At 69.6% G+C, this 17,200-nt stretch carries 12 protein-coding genes and 2 tRNA genes; 8 read left to right on the top strand and 6 right to left on the bottom strand.

Annotation, left to right across the window (positions count from 1 at the left end):
* The first annotated feature begins 21 nt into the window (after positions 1–21).
* The 3 genes from addB to trxA all read left to right on the top strand — a co-directional run bounded on the left by addB (position 22) and on the right by trxA (position 6,964).
* On the top strand, positions 22–3,072 hold the full coding sequence (gene addB, locus FZ033_RS03245) for a double-strand break repair protein AddB (protein WP_149574735.1): 3,051 nt from the start codon (positions 22–24) through the stop codon (positions 3,070–3,072).
* Positions 3,069–6,557, top strand: a complete 3,489-nt coding sequence (gene addA, locus FZ033_RS03240) for a double-strand break repair helicase AddA (RefSeq protein ID WP_149574734.1) — start codon at positions 3,069–3,071, stop codon at positions 6,555–6,557. The genes addB and addA overlap by 4 nt, the downstream gene beginning before the upstream one ends.
* An 86-nt stretch (positions 6,558–6,643) precedes the next feature.
* Positions 6,644–6,964 carry a thioredoxin gene (gene trxA, locus FZ033_RS03235; RefSeq protein WP_012115276.1) on the top strand — a complete coding sequence of 107 codons (321 nt, stop codon included), beginning with the start codon at positions 6,644–6,646 and terminating at the stop codon, positions 6,962–6,964.
* Between the two features lie 84 nt (positions 6,965–7,048).
* On the opposite strand, the gene FZ033_RS03230 is transcribed toward trxA, so the two are convergent.
* From FZ033_RS03230 to def, 4 genes are all read right to left on the bottom strand, one after another.
* The gene (locus FZ033_RS03230) at positions 7,049–7,396 is read right to left on the bottom strand and encodes a hypothetical protein (protein ID WP_149574733.1); all 348 of its coding nucleotides are present in this window, start codon (positions 7,394–7,396) and stop codon (positions 7,049–7,051) included.
* 146 nt (positions 7,397–7,542) lie between these two features.
* Positions 7,543–8,280, bottom strand: a complete 738-nt coding sequence (truA, locus tag FZ033_RS03225) for a tRNA pseudouridine(38-40) synthase TruA (RefSeq protein WP_149574732.1) — start codon at positions 8,278–8,280, stop codon at positions 7,543–7,545.
* A gap of 13 nt (positions 8,281–8,293) precedes the next feature.
* Positions 8,294–9,217 (bottom strand): methionyl-tRNA formyltransferase, encoded by a 924-nt coding sequence (gene fmt / locus FZ033_RS03220; RefSeq protein ID WP_149574731.1) that lies wholly within the window; start codon positions 9,215–9,217, stop codon positions 8,294–8,296.
* Between the two features lie 120 nt (positions 9,218–9,337).
* Positions 9,338–9,856 carry a peptide deformylase gene (gene def, locus FZ033_RS03215; protein ID WP_149574730.1) on the bottom strand — a complete coding sequence of 173 codons (519 nt, stop codon included), beginning with the start codon at positions 9,854–9,856 and terminating at the stop codon, positions 9,338–9,340.
* An 80-nt stretch (positions 9,857–9,936) separates the two neighbouring features.
* Between def and FZ033_RS03210 the strand changes: the two genes are divergently transcribed.
* From FZ033_RS03210 to FZ033_RS03195, 4 genes are all read left to right on the top strand, one after another.
* On the top strand, positions 9,937–11,103 hold the full coding sequence (locus FZ033_RS03210; RefSeq protein WP_149574729.1) for a DNA recombination protein RmuC: 1,167 nt from the start codon (positions 9,937–9,939) through the stop codon (positions 11,101–11,103).
* A gap of 213 nt (positions 11,104–11,316) precedes the next feature.
* On the top strand, positions 11,317–12,198 hold the full coding sequence (gene mutM / locus FZ033_RS03205) for a bifunctional DNA-formamidopyrimidine glycosylase/DNA-(apurinic or apyrimidinic site) lyase (protein WP_149574728.1): 882 nt from the start codon (positions 11,317–11,319) through the stop codon (positions 12,196–12,198).
* A gap of 207 nt (positions 12,199–12,405) precedes the next feature.
* Positions 12,406–13,176: an enoyl-CoA hydratase gene (locus tag FZ033_RS03200; RefSeq protein WP_149574727.1), complete on the top strand. Its 771-nt coding sequence runs from the start codon at positions 12,406–12,408 to the stop codon at positions 13,174–13,176.
* A 358-nt stretch (positions 13,177–13,534) separates the two neighbouring features.
* Positions 13,535–13,621: transfer RNA gene (locus FZ033_RS03195), tRNA-Leu, on the top strand.
* A 199-nt stretch (positions 13,622–13,820) separates the two neighbouring features.
* Here FZ033_RS03195 and FZ033_RS03190 read toward each other — a convergent pair.
* Complete coding sequence (locus FZ033_RS03190) at positions 13,821–15,326, bottom strand: hypothetical protein (RefSeq protein WP_149574726.1); 1,506 nt, start codon at positions 15,324–15,326, stop codon at positions 13,821–13,823.
* Positions 15,327–15,494: 168 nt separating this feature from the next.
* On the opposite strand from FZ033_RS03190, the gene FZ033_RS03185 reads away from it, so the two are divergent.
* Complete coding sequence (locus tag FZ033_RS03185; protein WP_149574725.1) at positions 15,495–16,679, top strand: glycosyltransferase; 1,185 nt, start codon at positions 15,495–15,497, stop codon at positions 16,677–16,679.
* Positions 16,680–16,904: 225 nt separating this feature from the next.
* Here the strand turns inward: FZ033_RS03185 and FZ033_RS03180 are convergent.
* Positions 16,905–16,980, bottom strand: a tRNA-Thr gene (locus FZ033_RS03180).
* Positions 16,981–17,200 lie beyond the last annotated feature (220 nt).

The following is a 17,200-nucleotide window of genomic DNA, read 5'->3' as shown; positions in this document are numbered from 1 at the left end:
TCCGAAAAGAAAGGGACGGCCGTGCCGCGCGTGCTCACCATCCCGTCCTCGGCGCCGTTCCTGCCGACTTTGGCGAAGGCGCTGCTCGACGGCACGCTGGTGGAGGGCTTCGCCCCGCGCGCGGACCCTCTCGCGCTGGCCGGCGCCACCGTGTTCCTGCCCACCCGTCGTGCGGGGCGCCTGTTCGTCGAGGCGCTGCTGGAAGCCTCCGGCGGCGCGGTGCTGCTGCTGCTGCCGAAGATCGTGCCTTTGGGCGACGTGGACGAGGACGCGCTCGCCTTCTCCGAGGATGCGCCGGTGCTGGCCGCGCCCCATGCCATCGCGCCGGTGCACCGTCGCCTGGTGCTGGCCCGGCTCGTCGCCCACTGGCGCGATACCCTCGCGAAAGCAGCCGGACGGGAGGCGGTGGCCGCCGGCACCGCCGCAACCTTCGCCCTCGCCGATGCCCTCGGCGCCCTGTTCGACGACCTCACCACGGCGGGGCTGACCGTGGACGGCCTCGACGGCCTCGTGCCGGAGGAACTGGACCGCTATTTCCGCGTGGGGCTCGATTTCGTGCGCATCGCCCGGCGCGCCTTCACCGAATATCTGGACATCGCCGGACTGGTGGAGCCCGCCGCCCGCCGCGACGCGCTGGTGGATGCGGAAGCGCGCCGCCTCGTCGCCTTGGGCAGCGGCGCCGGCCCGGTGATCGCCGCTGGCTCCACCGGCTCCATGCCCGCCACCGCCCGCCTGCTGGCCGCCATCGCCGGCCTGCCGAAGGGCGCCGTGGTGCTGCCGGGCCTCGACCAGGATCTGGACCCGGCCTCCTTCGCCCGCATCACCGATGGGCGGGACGCGGCGCCGGACCATCCGCAGTATGGCCTCGCCCGGCTGCTGCCGCGCCTCGGCGTGGCGCGCGGCGACGTCCTGCCCCTCGCCGCGCACGCCCCCTTCGGACGCGAGCGGCTGATGAGCGAGGCCATGCGGCAGGCCGAGACCTCCGACCTCTGGGCGAGCCTCTCCGACCGCCTGCCGCCCGCCGCGCTGGGCACGGCAATGGCGGGTATCAGCGTGGTGGAGGCGGACGACCCGCGCGCTGAAGCCCTCGCCATCGCTTTGCTGCTGCGCGACAGCCTGGAGCGGGAGGGCGAGACCGCCGCCCTCGTCACTCCCGACCGCGATCTCGCGCGCCGGGTGGCGGCGGAGATGGCGCGCTTCGGCGTGGCGCTGGACGATTCCGCCGGCACGCCGCTTGCCGACAGTCCCGCTGGGCGGCTCGCCAGCCTGTTGGTGATGGCGGCGGCGGAGGATCTGGCGCCGGTGCCCCTGTTCGCGCTGCTGACCCATCCCTTGGCGCGGTTCGGGCTCGCGCCCGAGGCGAAGGCGGATGCGGTGGCGGCGCTGGAGCTGGTGGCCCTGCGGGGCCCGCGCCCGCGCGCCGGCATCGACGGCCTGAGGGACGCCATCGCCGCCTTCGACCGGGAGGATTATCGCGGCGCCGACCCCCGCCGGCGCATGGGGGAGGGGGCGCTGGCCCGCGCCCGCGATCTGGTGGACCGGCTCGACCGGGCGCTCGGCCCTCTGCTGGCCCTCGGCGCGCAGCGGGGCGCGGCGCCGCTTGCCGGGCTCGTCGCTGCCCACCGTGCCGCCTGGGTGGAAACCTGCGGCCCCCTCGATATCGACGCGGAGGATGCGGCGGAAGCAGCTCTTGCCCGCACCTTCGAGACGCTGGACGGCGCAGCGGGCGATGGCCCCGCCCTCGACCTGTCGGCCTATGCGGATGCGGCCGGCGCCCTGTTCGCCGACGCCATGGTGCGCCCGCGCGCCGAGCCGCATGCGCGCATCCGCATCCTCGGCCCGCTGGAAGCGCGCCTCATCCATGTGGATCGCATGGTGCTGGGCGCGCTCATCGAGGGCAGCTGGCCGCGCATCGCCGAGACCGACCCCTGGCTCAGCCGGCCCATGCGCGGCGATCTGGGGCTCGACCTGCCGGAGCGGCGCATCGGCCTGTCCGCCCACGATTTCGCCCAGGGCTTCGGCGCCGCCGAGGTGGTGCTGACCTTCGCCGCCAAGGTGGGCGGCACCCAGAGCGTGCCCTCGCGCTTCGTGCAGCGGCTGAAGACGGTGGCGGGCGAGGCGGAATGGACCGCCGCCCGCGCCCGCGGCGCCCGCTGGGTCCAGGCCGCGCGCCGGCTGGACGATGCCCCCGCCGTGCCCCGCGCCACCCGCCCCGCGCCGGCCCCGCCGCTGGCGCTGCGGCCTCGCCGGCTCTCGGTGACGGAGGTGGAAACCTTCCTGCGCGATCCCTATTCCATCTATGCCCGCCACGTTCTGGGCCTCATCCCCCTCGATCCGCTGGATGCCGCCCCCGGCGGGGCGGAGCGCGGATCGGCCCTGCACGAGGCCATCGGCCGCTTCACCCAGGCGCATCCCCGCAAGCTGCCGCCCGATGCACTGGAACAACTGCTGGAAGAAGGCCGGCGCGCCTTCGCCCCGCTGAAGGCTTTCCCCGCCGAGCATGCCTTGTGGTGGGCGCGGTTCGAGCGGGCGGCGGGCTTCCTCGTCGCCTTTGAGCGGGAGCGGCGGGTGCATCTCGACCATGTGGTGGCGGAAGCCTCCGGCAGCCTGGAAATCCCGCTGGGCGGTGCTGCCTTCCGCCTCACCGGGCGCGCCGACCGCATCGAGGTGCGCCGCGACGGCCTGCTCAATATCCTCGACTACAAGACCGGCACGGCGCCGAGTGCCCGGCAGGTCGCCTCCCTTTCGCCCCAGCTGCCGCTGGAGGCGGCCATGGCCAAGCGCGGCGCCTTCCCCGACGTGCCGGCGGTGGACGTGGCGGACCTGCTCTATGTGGAGCTGAAGGGCGGCGCGGCGGGGGGCGAGGAAAGGCCTATCCGCCTCAAGGACCGCGACACCATGGACCTCGCCGAGACCGCGCTCGCCGGCCTTGAAAGCCTGCTCATGGCGTTCGAGAACGAGGCGCAGGGCTATCGCTCGCTGGCGGCGCCGCAATGGTCCGGCACCTACGGCACCTATGATCATCTCGCCCGCGTGCGCGAATGGGCCCTCTCCGGGGAGGAGGGCGAATGAGCGCCGATCTAACCCTGGATGCCCGCGACCCCAAGTCCGAGGCGACGCGCCGCCAGTCTGATGCCTCCCATCCCGCTTTCTCGGCCTGGGTGTCGGCCAATGCCGGCTCGGGCAAGACCCATGTGCTGGCGCGCCGCGTCATCCGCCTGCTGCTGGCCGGCACGCCGCCGGGGCGCATCCTGTGCCTCACCTATACCAAGGCGGCGGCGGCCAACATGGCGAACCGGGTGCTCGCCATCCTCGGCCGCTGGGTGCGCCTGCCCGATGGCGAACTGGACGCCGCCATCAGCGACACGGTGGGCTCAGCCCCAGACGCTGCCCTGCGCGCCCGCGCCCGCCGGCTGTTCGCCGCCGCGCTGGAGACGCCGGGCGGGCTGAAGATCCAGACCATCCACGCCTTCTGTGGCGCGCTCCTCCACCGCTTCCCGTTCGAGGCGGACGTGGCCGCCGGCTTCGGCGAACTGGACGAGGTGGGCCGGCAGGAGCTGATGGCCCGCATCCGCGCCGACCTCGTGGTGGCGGCCACCCGCGTGCCATCCGCGCCTCTGGGCGAGGCGCTGGCGCGGCTGACGGAGGATATGTCCGACAGCGGCCTCTCCGGCCTGCTGGAGGCCGCCATCGCCCTGCGTGCGCGCATCCAGCCGCTGGGCGACACGCCGACCGCGCGGCGGGCGGCAGTGGCGCGGGCGCTCGATCTTCCGGCGGATGCCAATGTGGCGGATCTGGAAGTGCAGATGCTGGCAAGCCCCCATCTGCCCCATTCCGAATGGGCGAGTGCGGCGGCGGAGCTGGCCGCGTCCGACAAGGCCACGGACCGCACAAGGGGCGATGATCTCCTGGCCGCCGCCGAGGCGGGTGACATGGCGTCCGGCCTTGCCGCCTGGCGGCGTGTGTTCTTCGGCTCGGAGGGCCCGCGCTCGGACCGGAACCTCTTTACCAAGGGTTTCGCCGACCGCGCCCCCGGCCTTGCCGCGCGGCTGCGGGACGAGCGCGACCGCCTCGCGCTCCTGTCCGACCAGTTGCTGGGCGCCCGCACGCTGGAGCGCACAGAGGCCGCGCTGACCCTCGCCGCCGAGGCCGTCCGCCGCTACGAGGCGGAGAAGGCGGCGCGCGGGCTGCTGGATTTCGACGACCTCATCGTCAAGGCCGCCCAGTTGCTGTCGGACCAGCCCACCTTCGTGCAGTACAAGCTGGACCAGGGCATCGACCACATCCTGGTGGACGAGGCGCAGGACACCAGCCCGCAGCAGTGGCGGGTGGTGCAGGGCCTCGCCGACGATTTCTTCTCCGGCGCCGGCGCGCGCGAGGACGTGACGCGCACCCTGTTTGTGGTGGGGGACGAGAAGCAGTCCATCTTCTCCTTCCAGGGCGCCGACCCGCGCGCGTTCGGCGAGATGCGCGCCACCTTCGCGCGCAAGGCGGGGCCGGATGCCCTGCGGCGGGTGGAACTGCCCCATTCCTTCCGCTCTGCCCCCGGCGTGCTGGAGGCGGTGGACCAGATCTTCTCCCGTCCCGAGGCCCATGACGGCCTCACGCTGGACGCCGTGGCCCCGGTGCATGCCGCCATCCGCGCAGATGCGCCGGCCCTGGTGGAGATCTGGCCCACCACCACGCCGGAACCCGCGACCCAGCCCGACAATTGGCGCCGCCCGCTGGACGAGGCGCCGGCGGACGATCCGGTGAGCCGGCTGGCCCAGCGCATCGCCGGCTTCATCCAGGCCGGCATCGCGACCGGCCTTGCCATTCCCTCCCGCAATGGAAGGCCCATGCGGGCGGGCGACGTGCTGGTGCTGGTGCGCCGGCGCGGGCGGGTGTTCGAGGCCGTCATCCGCGCGCTCAAGGAGCTGAAGGACGCGCAGGTGGAAGTGGCGGGCGCCGACCGGCTGGTGGTGGCCGAGCACATCGCCGCCCTCGACCTGATGGCGCTGGGCGACGCCCTGGTCTCCCCCGACGACGACCTGGCGCTGGCGGCATTGCTCAAGAGCCCGCTGTTCGGCCTCACAGACGATGATCTCCTCGCCCTGTGCCCCGGCCGGGGCGGGCGGCTGGTGGACGCACTCAAGGCCGCGCCGGATCCCCGCCATGCCGCCGTCTGGGCGCGGCTCGCCGCGTGGCGCGGGGAGGCGGCTTTGCTGCGGCCCTTCGATTTCTACGCCCGGGTGCTGGGCCGCGACGGCGGCCGGCGCGCCATGCTGGCCCGGCTCGGCCCCGAAGCGGCGGACGTGCTGGACGAGTTCATGGTGCTGGCCCGCGCCTACGAATCCACCGAGCCAGCCAGCCTTGCCGGCTTCCTCGCCTATCTGCGCCGGGGCGGCGCCGAGACCAAGCGCGACATGGAGAGCGGCCGCAACGAGGTGCGGGTGATGACCGTGCACGGCGCCAAGGGCCTGGAGGCACCCATCGTCATCCTCGCCGATACGGTGGACATGCCCAAGGCCCGCTCCGCCGGTGGCCTTGTGAGCGTGCCGGGGCCGCAGGGCGAGGTGCCGGTGCTCGCCCCGCGCAAGGCGGAGGATCCCGAACGCCTCGCAACCGCCCGTGCCGCTGCCGCCGCCCGCGAACTGGAGGAGCACCGGCGCCTGCTTTATGTGGCCCTCACCCGCGCCGAGGATGCGGTGATCGTCTGCGGCGCCGAGACTCGCGCGCCGGCCAAAGACAAGGCCCATGCCCGCCCGGAGGGCTGCTGGTACGAGCTGGTGCGCGCCGCCCTCGCGCCGGAGGCGGCCGAGCAGCCCGCCCTCGGTTTTGAGGGTCCGGTGCTGCGCTGGAACAAGGGGCCGGGCCTCGCCGTGGCGGGGCCGGCGGCGGCTTCTTCCACAGCGGGGAACGAACCGGCGCTGCCCATCTTCCCCCATCCGCCAGCGCCGGAGCAGGCCCCGCGCCTGCTGCGGCCCTCGAAGACCGAATCCGCTGGCCCCTCGCCTTTGCGCACCCCGGCGCCCGAGACGGGGCTTTCGCCCTTGGTGCGGGGCGATCTGGTCCACCGCCTGCTCGCCGGCCTGCCCGACCTGCCGGCGCCCGAGCGTGCGGCGGCGGGCCTGCGCCTGCTGCGGCATGCGGCGGACAAGGTGGCGGATGCCATCCATCAGGAGGTGCTGGAGGAAGCGCTCAGCGTCCTCGGTCATGCGCCGCTCGCGGACCTGTTCGGCGCCGGAAGCCGGGCGGAAGTGCCGGTCATCGGCCGGCTGAAGGCGCGGGAGGGCGCGGATTTCCACGTTTCCGGCCGGATCGACCGGCTGGCGGTGACGCCCGACCTTCTGATCGTCGCCGACTTCAAGACCGACCGCACCCCGCCTCAGCGGCCGGAAGACGTGGCTGAGGCTTATGTGGCGCAGCTTGCCGTCTATGGCGCTCTTCTGTCGCAGGTGTTCGCCGGGCGCGTCTTCGAGGCGCGGCTGGTCTATACGGCGGGTCCGCGCGTTTTCCGGCTCGAAATCGGCCGCTTGCAGGCGGCGCTGGCGCGGCTCGGCCTCACCTCGCCGTGACGGCGCCTTGACGAAGAGGGGAGGGGCTCCCTACGTTCGGTCCCAACATTCAGTGGTTCCCCCGGTTCCCCCCTACGAGGTCTGCCATGTCGGTCGAGAAGGTTTCGGATCAGAATTTTGAGCAGGACGTGCTTCAGTCCAGCGCGCCCGTCATCGTGGATTTCTGGGCCGAGTGGTGCGGCCCCTGCCGCATGGTGGCCCCCATCCTCGAGGAAGTCTCCGGCGAGATGGGCGAGAAGATCCGCATCGTGAAGCTGAACGTGGATGAGAATCCCGCCACCGCTTCCAAGTACGGCATCATGTCCATCCCCACCCTGCTGCTGTTCAAGGACGGCAAGATCGCCTCCCGCCAGGTCGGCGCCGCCCCCAAGGCGAAGCTGGTGCAGTGGATCAACGGCGCCATCTGAGCCCGTCCGGTCCCTCTGAAAAAAAAGCCGCCGTTGCCTCGACGGGCAGCGGCGGCTTTGTCGTGTCTGGCTGTCCTGAGGTCCTCAGAACTGCGCCACCGCGTGGGCGAAGGGCGAGCGCTTGACCTCGAAGGCAGACACCGGCTTCACCCGCCACGGCCGGTCGAGGCACAGGCTGGCATCGTTGAGGCGGGCCGCCTCGATGCATGCCTCGCTTTCGCTAGCATAGCGCCGCGCCTCCTTGGGAAAGAAGGCGCCGCCAGGGATGATGAGGTCGGTGCCATCCTCGGTGGCCATGCGGGTTTCGCTGCCGTCGAAGAACACCCAGCCGCAGGGCGCGGCGGGCACGAGCCGCGCCACCAGGTGGGTCGTGGGGAGGGCGCGGGCCTGCGGCGGCGTGCGCCCGGCGTGGAAGCGAAAGCCGAACATCATCTTAAGTCCTCTTCTGCCGTTGGGACGCGCCGGGCGTGTCCATTGGGGCTTTGAAGAGGGAATGCCCGCGCAGGGGCAGACGTTCCCTGCTTGGCGGCAGGTAGGGCTTACAAAGGGTTGATGACGTGGCGCCGAGGCGCGCGCGTTCAATAGCTGACGGCGGCCAGATAGAGCCCGGCGGCCGGCGCCATGGGGCCGCAGCGGGTGCGGTCGGCGGCCTTGAGGGCGGCTTCCAGGTCGTCGGCGCTCCAACGCCCTTCGCCCACCCGCATCAGCGAGCCCACCATGGAGCGCACCTGATGGTGCAGGAAGGACCGCGCCGAGGTGATGACGCGGATCTCGTCGCCGGAGCGGGAAACGTCGAGCTGATCCAAGGTCTTGAGCGGCGAGGCGGCCTGGCACTCGGCGGCGCGGAAGGTGGAGAAATCGTGCTTGCCCAGCAGCCGCTGGGCGGCGACGTGCATGGCCTGCGCGTCGAGCTTCTGCGGGATGCGCCAGGCGCGGTCCCGGTCGAGGGCAAGGTCCGGCCGCCGGTTGACGATGCGGTAGAGATAGTGCCGCTTGGTGGCGGAGAAGCGGGCGTCGAAGCTGTCCGGCACCGCCTCGGCGCTCAGGACGGCGATGGGGTGGGGCCGCAGCTGCGCGGTCATGGCGTCGCGCACCGTGTCGCTCCGCCACTGCCGCGAGAGGTCCACATGGGCCACCTGACCGGTGGCATGGACGCCGGCGTCGGTGCGCCCGGCACCGGCCACATGCACATCCTCGCCGCAGAAGCGGTGGAACGCCTGCGCCAACGCACCCTGCACGGTCTCCTGGTCGGCCTGGATCTGCCAGCCGGCATAGGGGGTGCCATCATATTCGATGGTGAGTTTGTAGCGGGGCATGGCGGGGGCGCCGTCAGGCGAGCCGGGTGCCGGGGGGCACGGCGTTGCCATTGAGAAAGCTTGAGGCCCCGGCGGGCTGTTTGCCGGCCTTCTGCAATTCCACCAGCCGCACCGCGCCGGTGCCGCAGGCGATGGTGAGGCGGTCGTCCAGCACGTCGCCGGGGGCGCCCGCGCCGTCCGCGAGGGTCGAGCGCAGCGCCTTCACCCGTGTCTCTTCCGGCCCCAGCGGGAACCAGGCGCCGGGGAAGGGGGACAGCCCGCGGATGCGATCGTGCACCACCTGCGCCGGCTGCGACCAGTCGATGCGGGTCTCTGCCTTCTCGATCTTGGCCGCATAGGCGACGCCCGCCTCCGGCTGGGGGGTGAAGGCGAGGCCGCCGCGCTCCAGCGCCGCCAGCGCGCGGGCCATGAGGTCGGCGCCGAGCACCATCATGCGGTCGTGCAGGTCGCCGGCGGTCATGTCGGGGCCGATGGGGATGCGCTCCACGAGGCCCACAGGGCCGGTGTCGAGGCCTTGCTCCATCTGCATCACGCACACGCCCGTCGCCTCGTCCCCGGCCATGATGGCGCGCTGGATGGGCGCGGCGCCGCGCCAGCGGGGCAGAAGCGAGCCGTGCAGGTTGAGGCAGCCGAGGCGCGGCGCCGCGAGGATCGCCGGCGGCAGGATGAGGCCATAGGCCACCACCACCGCCACATCGGCGTCATGGGCGGCAAATTCGGCCGCCGCCTCGGCGCTGCGCAGGCTTTTCGGGGTGAGCACCTTCAGGCCGAAACGCTCGGCCACCTGATGGACCGGGGAGGGGGTGAGGTCGAGCCCGCGCCGGCCGGCCGGGGCGGGGGCGCGGGTATAGACCGCCACCACCTCGTGCCCGCGTCCGACGATCTCGGAAAGGGTCGGCACGGCGAAATCCGGCGTTCCCATGAAGATGATGCGCATATTGCCTGATCCGGGCCGGCGCGGCCCATCCAGTCAGGCGCGCGCGGCGATTGAGCGAAAAGACCCGGATGCGACGGCATCAGCGGGAAAGCGGGAAAGGTGACGCCGGCGTCCGGGGCGTCAGACCTCGTCCTTGTGCCGCGCCAGCTTGGTGAATTTCTTGATCACCCGGTCGCGCTTCAGCTTCGAGATGTGGTCGATGAAGAGCACGCCGTTCAGGTGGTCGATCTCGTGCTGCACGCAGGTGGCGAACAGTCCGTCCGCCGCCACTTCGCGCACCTGCCCCTCCAGGTCCTGGAAGCGCACGGTGACCCGCGCCGGCCGTTCCACCTCCTCGTAATATTCGGGGATGGAGAGGCAGCCCTCGGCATAGACCGAGGTCTCGTCGGACGCGGCGATGATCTCGGGGTTGATGAGGGCGATGGGCTTCTTCGCCTCGCCCTCGCGCGCGACATCGATGGTGACGACGCGCCGCTGCACGCCCACCTGGATCGCCGCGAGGCCGATGCCCGGCGCGTCGTACATGGTGTCGAACATGTCTTCCACGAGCTTTCGGACCTCGCTGTCGATTTTCTCGACCGATGCCGAGAGGGTGCGCAGCTTGGGCTCGGGGATGATGAGGATGGGTCGCGTCGCCATTCTCGCGAAATAAGCGAAGCTTCGCGTCTGGTCAATATGTTCGCTGTTTGTTCGGATCGAGAATCGAGATAGAAGGAGCCATGCGGGAGGCGCTCTTCAGTCTGGCGGGTCACGCCGTCACCCTGGCCGAGGCGGCAGCCCTGGGCGCGGGATTGCTTGCGCTGCTTGTGTTCATGGTCGGCGTGTCCCTCCTGCGCCAGTCCCGGGCGCGAGCTGCCGCGGTGGCCGAGGAGGCGCTGCGGCGCGACGAAATGGACCGCCGCCTGCGTGAGCTTGTCCGCGTCCAATCGGAGACCGCCGGCCGGGTGCAGAGCATGACGGAGGTGCTTGCCCACCGCCAGAGCGAGCTCGCCCGCGCGGTGGCGGAGCGTCTCGACGCCACCTCCCACCGCATCGGCGAGACGCTCTCCACCAGCGCCCGCGCCACGCACGAGAGCCTGACCCGCATCGCCGAGCGCCTTGTCATGGTGGAAAAGGCGGAGCGCAGCCTCACCGACCTCTCCGCCCAGGTGGTGGCGCTCAAGGACACGCTGGCCAACAAGCAGGCGCGCGGCGCCTTCGGGCAGGCGCGCATGGAGGCTATCGTGGCGGACGGCCTGCCGCGCGGCAGCTTCGCCTTCCAGCACACCCTCTCCAACGGCAAGCGGCCGGACTGCGCCATCTTCCTGCCCGGCGATCCGCGCCCGCTGCTGGTGGATTCGAAATTCCCGCTGGAATCGGTCACCGCCTTCCGCGAGGCGCCCTCGGCCGACATCCGCAAGGCGGCGGGCCAGAGGCTGCGCAACGACCTGCTGAAGCACGTCTACGATGTGGCGGAGCGCTATTTCGTGCCAGGCGAGACCCAGGACGTGGCCCTCATCTTCGTGCCCTCCGAATCGGTCTATGCGGAGATTTCCGAGCATTTCGACGGTGTGGTGCAGGAAGCCTACCGCCTGCGGGTGGTGCTGGTCTCGCCGTCCCTGCTCATGCTGGCGATCCAGGTGGTGCAGGCCATCGCCAAGGATGCCCGCATGCGCGAGGCGGCGGACCGGGTGCGCGCCGAAGTGGCGGCCCTGGTGGTCGATGTCACCCGCCTGCGCGAGCGGGTGGGCGACCTCGCCAAGCATTTCGCGCAGGTGGGCGACGACGTGGGCCGCGTCATCGTCTCCGCCGACAAGATCGCCCGTCGCGGCCTCAGGCTGGAGCAGCTCGATTTCGAGACGCCGCCCGGCCCGCCGGAGGGGGCAAAGGTCGCCCCCCTCGATTGAGACCAATGGCCCGTGAGCTTGGCTCATGAGCCATTGGTCAAGCCCGCGTGGCGCTTGAGCGGCCCACTTGGCCTCGGGCGAAGACCGAGGCCGATGGTATGAGGGGACAAGATCCACGCGCTCTCTTGCGCGGGGGGCCGGTCGGCCCGATCCTATGAGACCGTGAAGATTCGCGTGCCGGTTGCGGCGCGTCCCACTGAGTTTAAGAACAACATGCCCGAATTGCCCGAGGTGGAGACCGTCCGCCGCGGTCTCATTCCTGTCCTGCAAGGGGCCGTGATCGAAAGCGCGGAGGCCCGGCGGCCCGACCTGCGCTGGCCCTTGCCCGAGAATTTCGCCGAGCGCCTCGCCGGCCGCCGGGTCGAGGCCATCGGCCGTCGCGCCAAATATCTCCTCGCCGATCTGGACGGCGGCGAGGTGATGATCCTGCACCTCGGCATGTCCGGCTCCATCCGCATCGAGGGCGGTGCCGTGAAGGGCCGCCCCGGCCGCTTCCACCATCCGCGCGGGGCGGGTGGGCCGCACGATCACGTGGTGCTGCACCTGGCCGGCGGGGCCACGGTGACCTTCAACGATCCGCGGCGCTTCGGCGCCATCCTGATCGTGCCCTACGACCAGATCATGTCCCATCCGCTGCTGGCGGGCCTCGGGCCGGAGCCGCTGGGCAACGGCTTCAATGCCGAATATCTCGCCCGCGCCTGCGCCCGCCGCCACACTTCGCTGAAGGCGGCGCTGCTGGACCAGAAGCTGGTGGCCGGGCTCGGCAACATCTATGTGTGCGAGGCGCTGTTCCGGGCCGGCCTGTCGCCGCGCCGCCTCGCCCACACCATCGCCACCGCCGACGGCGCGCCCACCCAGAGGGCGGAGCGGCTGGTGGTCGCCATCCGCGACGTGCTGCGCGAGGCGATCCACGCCGGCGGCTCCTCCCTGCGCGACCACCGGCAGGTGAACGGCGAGCTCGGCTATTTCCAGCACACCTTCAAGGTCTATGACCGCGAGGGGCAGCCCTGCCAGACCCTGCACTGCAAGGACACCATCAAGCGCATCGTGCAGAACGGACGCTCCACCTTCTACTGCCCCACCTGCCAGCGATAGCTTGCCAGAGGTCGTCTGCCGAAGGTCGTTCGCCAAAGGTCGGGCAGGCCTGCACGGCGACTGTGCGGCATTGCCTCTTCGCCTCGCCCCCATGACGCGATACAGCACGGTGACCGCGCGTGCTGGCGCCGCGCGGAGCCTTGAACCGGCGTCATGCCGGGCGACGAGCTTGAACCGGCGTCACGCCGGGCGAAGAGGAGGAATGGGATGGCATACGAGACGATCCTGGTGGAGCAGCACGACCGCGTGGGGCTCATCCGCCTGAACCGCCCCCAGGCGCTCAATGCGCTCAACGGCCAGCTGATCGGCGAGCTGAACGCGGCGCTGGATGCGTTCGAGCAGGATCGGGGTATCGGCGCCGTGGTGCTCACCGGCTCGGAGAAGGCGTTCGCCGCCGGGGCCGACATCAAGGAGATGCAGGTCTTCTCCTATCCGGCGACCTATCTCGACGATTTCATCACCTCCTGGGAGCGCCTGTCCCGCACCCGCAAGCCGGTGATCGCGGCGGTGGCCGGCTTCGCGCTGGGCGGTGGCTGCGAGCTGGCCATGATGTGCGACTTCATCCTCGCCGCCGATACGGCGAAGTTCGGCCAGCCCGAGATCAAGCTGGGGGTGATGCCCGGTGCCGGCGGCACCCAGCGTCTCACCCGATTCGTGGGCAAGTCCAAGGCCATGGAAATGTGTCTCACCGGCCGCCTGATGGATGCCGCCGAAGCCGAGCGCGCCGGCCTAGTCTCCCGCGTGGTGCCGGCCGCCGAACTGCTGGACGAGGCGCTGAAGGTGGCGAATGTGATCGCCGGCATGTCCACCTCTGTGGCCATGCAGACCAAGGAAAGCGTCAACCGCTCCTACGAGACCACCCTTGCGGAAGGCATCCGCTTCGAGCGCCGGGTGTTCCAGTCCCAGTTCGGCGTCGCCGACCAGAAGGAAGGCATGGCTGCCTTCATCGAGAAGCGCCCGGCGAAGTTCGAGCGCTGAGGGCCTGGCCCGCGGGGGGGGGGCGTCCTGGTGACGCCGGTGTCGCGGCCCGGCTTGGCGGATGCGCGGACAATGGCCGATGGCGGAGCGCTTCCGCCATCGCGGCTGCTGTTGCGCTTACCCGCTATCCAGCGCCGGGTTCGCGCTGGCGATTGGAAATTGCTTATTCAGCGGGGTGAGCGGCGGAATCTGGCGCCAAGCTTCTGGTTTGGCGCGGCGGCAGGTCCAGGCGCGGGGCGGGGAGCCATGCGGATGAGCTTGTTCACACCTTTCGATCACGTGGTGTGCGGGTGTTATTGACACGTCCCGCGCCCCCCCTTATGTGAAGGCCCTGCCTGACGGCAACGCGCCGTCCGGGGCCCAGGTGGCGGAATTGGTAGACGCACCAGCTTCAGGTGCTGGCGCTCGCAAGGGCGTGGAGGTTCGAGTCCTCTCCTGGGCACCATTCACCCTTTCGGGTCGGTGCAAAAAGCTCTAAAAACCCTTATAGACGCTCAATTCTCCGGTCCGAGAGGCTCCGGGAGTGTCTGGGGGCATCCATTGGCAGCCGGCAAATTTGGGGGTATCGGCCGTACCCCACTGAGGGTGCCACCTGATGCCCTCGGCAGGCACGGCCGTCTGGACGCCAAGTTTGTGGCAGAGCGCTACGGCGACGTGACGTTGAAGGCGCGGGTGGACGCCCGTAGCACGACGAAGCCGCTTGGATGGCGCACGATGTCGACGTCTCCAGACGTTCCTTCGATATTGAGTGCTTTCAGGATGTCCTCCTCAGACGCAGTGAGAGGCGCCAAGCCGCGTTGGATGACATGCTCACCCCATCCGATCACCGGACATGGCGCGTCGCGTGCCGAAACGGGCGGCGCCGCGTTGGCGTGCACGAACAGCGAAGTCGGCAGGCCGGAGGCGACCGAGTAGAGATCGGAAGCGTATGAACCATCGAACCCGAAGGCCTTGATGCGTACGGAGCCGGAAGGACAATCTTTCGCCAGCTTTGCAACGAGGTCGGAGCCGCTCCAGGCCAGTTCAACTTCAAGCAAAAAGCGAGCGGAGGAAAAGCCTTTAACAGTGGCGAGGATGAAGTACAAAACGACGCCTATGGTTGCAGCATAGCCCCAAGGTGTGGCTGGAGGCATGCTGAACGCGCGGGCCAGAAAAACAAGGGCCACAGTAAGCGCCGGCGCGCCGATCTGCCAATAGCGGCCAGTAATCAGCGGTGTGTGAAACGATACGGCAATCGGAAGTGTCACGAAGACAAGAATGGCCACTCCGAAAAGGATCAGCATCGGCCGCGTGCGCTTCAAACATGCAGCATAGCCCAGGAAAACCACCAGCGGTGCCAGCATCCTTTTGCCGACGGACAAGAAAACCACATACACGATCGCCGTCGTGACGTCTGCAAGGCTGAATTGTATCCAGCCGATGTTGCCGATGGTGCCGATCGCGCTTGCGAGCCATAGACCGAACACCACCGTGGCCGACCCACCCAAGGCCAAGCCCTGCGCAACAAGGTCCTTGCGCTTTCCGAGCAGTCCGCAAGCCAGAAGTCCTGCGGCGATCGCCCCCGCGGCCAGGCCCGCGAAGACGTGGGAAAGGGCTGCGGCCGCGCCAAGCAGCGCCAACCGAACCGGGGGCGCTCGAACGGCTGGATCATCGACGATCAAAGCGGCTTGCCATGTCAGGGCAAACACCAGGCTATTGCTCAAGAAGTATGCGCGCCCCTCCTGGAAGAAAAACAATGTTGGACCGCTGAGCGCGAACGCGGCTATGCCCAGGCAGGCAAGCAAGGGTTTGCCGGCGCGCGCGGATATCCACAGCACGAAGGCGCTTGCGCTGAATAGAGCAATGCCGTTCGACAGAAATATTGCGCCGGTCGGCTCAGGAACGAAGATGCGGACGACGCGCAGCAACGCATAATAGAGCGGTGGATTGGAATCACCCGTGATCCGGGCGGCGCTTGCCTTGAGGTTCAGTGTCGGATCAGTGGTCCAGAGCGAAAACAACTCGTCCAGCCACAGGGCGAAGTGCGGCGAAAGCACGGTTTCGATCGTGGCCAGAAGTGCGAAGGCCAACGCCAGGACTACCCACGCCAGGACCACCCACCCGAACGGGCGCGACCGCGAGGTTCGGACGTCATCGGCAAGATCACGCAAGCTCCGGTTTCCCTCGCCCGAGTTCACGCAGGATCGATCCCGGCGCCGTCCATTGCGCAGCGCCTTCCGCAAATGCGGGCGCCTTCGGATGGCCGAGGCATCCCCACTTTTTTGAGACGCATATTGGCACTAAGACACGCACCGCGTGTATGTTTCGGACCATGGCATATGGACGACGACGAGGCAATATTGACGGACAGGACAGACTTTCCCGCGCTCGACGCCGCGCCGTCGGCGCGGCCTGCCCCGATGCGTCCGCTCGAGCTATCCATCGTCGTGCCGACGTTCAAGGAACGCGACAGCGTCGCGGAACTGACCGCAAGGCTCGATGCCGCTCTGTCAGGCATCGCCTGGGAAGTCGTGTTCGTCGATGACGATTCCCCGGACGGCACGCTTGACGTGCTGGCTGCGCTCGCGCGCAGCGATGGGCGGGTGCGCTATATTCATCGCATCGGGCGGCGTGGGCTTTCGTCGGCGGTAATCGAGGGCGTGCTGTCGACGAATGCGCCCTATGTGGCGGTGATGGACGCCGACCTCCAGCATGACGAACACGCGCTTCCCGTGATGCTGGCGCAGCTCAGGAGCGGCCGGGCCGACATCTCGGTCGGTTCGCGCTATATGGCGGGGGGCGGGATCGAGGCTTGGGACACGGGGCGCGCAAAGGCGAGCCGGCTGGCAACCGGTGCCGCCAGCCTGCTGGCGCGCGCGCAGTTGAGCGATCCGATGAGCGGGTTCTTCATGGTGGCGCGGCCCGCGTTCATGAGCGGCGTGCGGCGGCTCTCGGGGCAGGGCTTCAAGATCCTGCTCGACCTTCTGGCTTCAACCGAGACGCCGCTGCGGGTGGTCGAGGTGCCGTATATTTTCCGTTGCCGCGTCCATGGCGAGAGCAAGCTCGATTCCCTGGTGATTTGGGAATATGGCGTGATGCTGCTCGACAAGGCCGTGGGGCATCTTCTGCCGGTCCGCTTCCTGATGTTCATCGCGGTCGGGGGCCTGGGCGTGTTCGTGCATATGGCAGTCCTGGCTGCCCTGCATGCACGTGTGAGCTTCCTCGCCGCTCAGGGGGCGGCGGCTGTGGTCGCCATGACGTTCAATTTTTTCGTCAACAACATGCTCACCTATCGTGACAGACGGCTGCAGGGGTTCTGGAACCTCGCACGCGGTCTTCTCGCGTTCTATGCGGTCTGCGCGGTCGGGGCCGTGGCCAATGTCGGTATTGCCAACTTCCTGTTCCAGGCTGAGAACCACGCGCCCATGGCCGGCAATTGGTTCGCGTCCGGAGCCGCCGGCATCCTGGTCGGCGCGGTTTGGAACTACGCGGCGAGCTCGGTGTTCACCTGGCGCAAGGGCTGATGCGATTGCACGGGCCCGGCGCGCGCACTTGGCGCAGGGCAAGTCCATAAAGCAGATCATGCGGGAGCGGCACGTCTCGAAGACCCGCTGCTGGCCGTCATTGATGGACTGAAGGACTTCCCCCGCGCGACCTGGTCCGTCTTCCGCGCTGTCGAGGGATACTGTCCATCCAGGAGCAGCTTTCGGCCTCGTTGCGCGTTTGGCGGGCGCCTTCGGAGAGGTGGCTGGTGCCGCGGAGAGGATTCGAACCTCCGACCCACGCATTACGAATGCGTTGCTCTACCAGCTGAGCTACCGCGGCACGGAGGCACTCTTTACGGGGAGGGCGGGACGTTTTCAAGGCCCTCTCTGTGCGGGCCCGGCCTTCATCCCTGCCGACTGGGTCTGGCCCGGACGGAAAATGCGCGCGAACCGGGGCGTCGCTCCGGGGGGAAACGCGATGCTCGCTTCAGTCCAGCCGGTACGCGGGGCAGGGGCCCGCGGGCGGGTCGTACCCCACAGGTTCATCGATCCGCGGGCAG

The organism is Xanthobacter oligotrophicus, from assembly GCF_008364685.1.
GTDB lineage: Bacteria > Pseudomonadota > Alphaproteobacteria > Rhizobiales > Xanthobacteraceae > Xanthobacter > Xanthobacter oligotrophicus.
Note: the sequence above shows the minus strand (reverse complement) of the source record. Positions and strands in the feature narration are given on the sequence as shown.

Excerpts from the sequence above, each read along its gene's own strand:
- FZ033_RS03200 (WP_149574727.1), top strand. The coding sequence starts at position 12,406 with ATGGCATACGAGACGATCCTGGTGGAGCAGCACGACCGCGTGGGGCTC.
- FZ033_RS03185 (WP_149574725.1), top strand. The coding sequence starts at position 15,495 with ATGGACGACGACGAGGCAATATTGACGGACAGGACAGACTTTCCCGCG.
- mutM (WP_149574728.1), top strand. The coding sequence starts at position 11,317 with ATGCCCGAATTGCCCGAGGTGGAGACCGTCCGCCGCGGTCTCATTCCT.
- fmt (WP_149574731.1), bottom strand. The coding sequence starts at position 9,217 with ATGCGCATCATCTTCATGGGAACGCCGGATTTCGCCGTGCCGACCCTT.
- def (WP_149574730.1), bottom strand. The coding sequence starts at position 9,856 with ATGGCGACGCGACCCATCCTCATCATCCCCGAGCCCAAGCTGCGCACC.
- FZ033_RS03210 (WP_149574729.1), top strand. The coding sequence starts at position 9,937 with ATGCGGGAGGCGCTCTTCAGTCTGGCGGGTCACGCCGTCACCCTGGCC.
- trxA (WP_012115276.1), top strand. The coding sequence starts at position 6,644 with ATGTCGGTCGAGAAGGTTTCGGATCAGAATTTTGAGCAGGACGTGCTT.
- FZ033_RS03230 (WP_149574733.1), bottom strand. The coding sequence starts at position 7,396 with ATGATGTTCGGCTTTCGCTTCCACGCCGGGCGCACGCCGCCGCAGGCC.
- truA (WP_149574732.1), bottom strand. The coding sequence starts at position 8,280 with ATGCCCCGCTACAAACTCACCATCGAATATGATGGCACCCCCTATGCC.
- addA (WP_149574734.1), top strand. The coding sequence starts at position 3,069 with ATGAGCGCCGATCTAACCCTGGATGCCCGCGACCCCAAGTCCGAGGCG.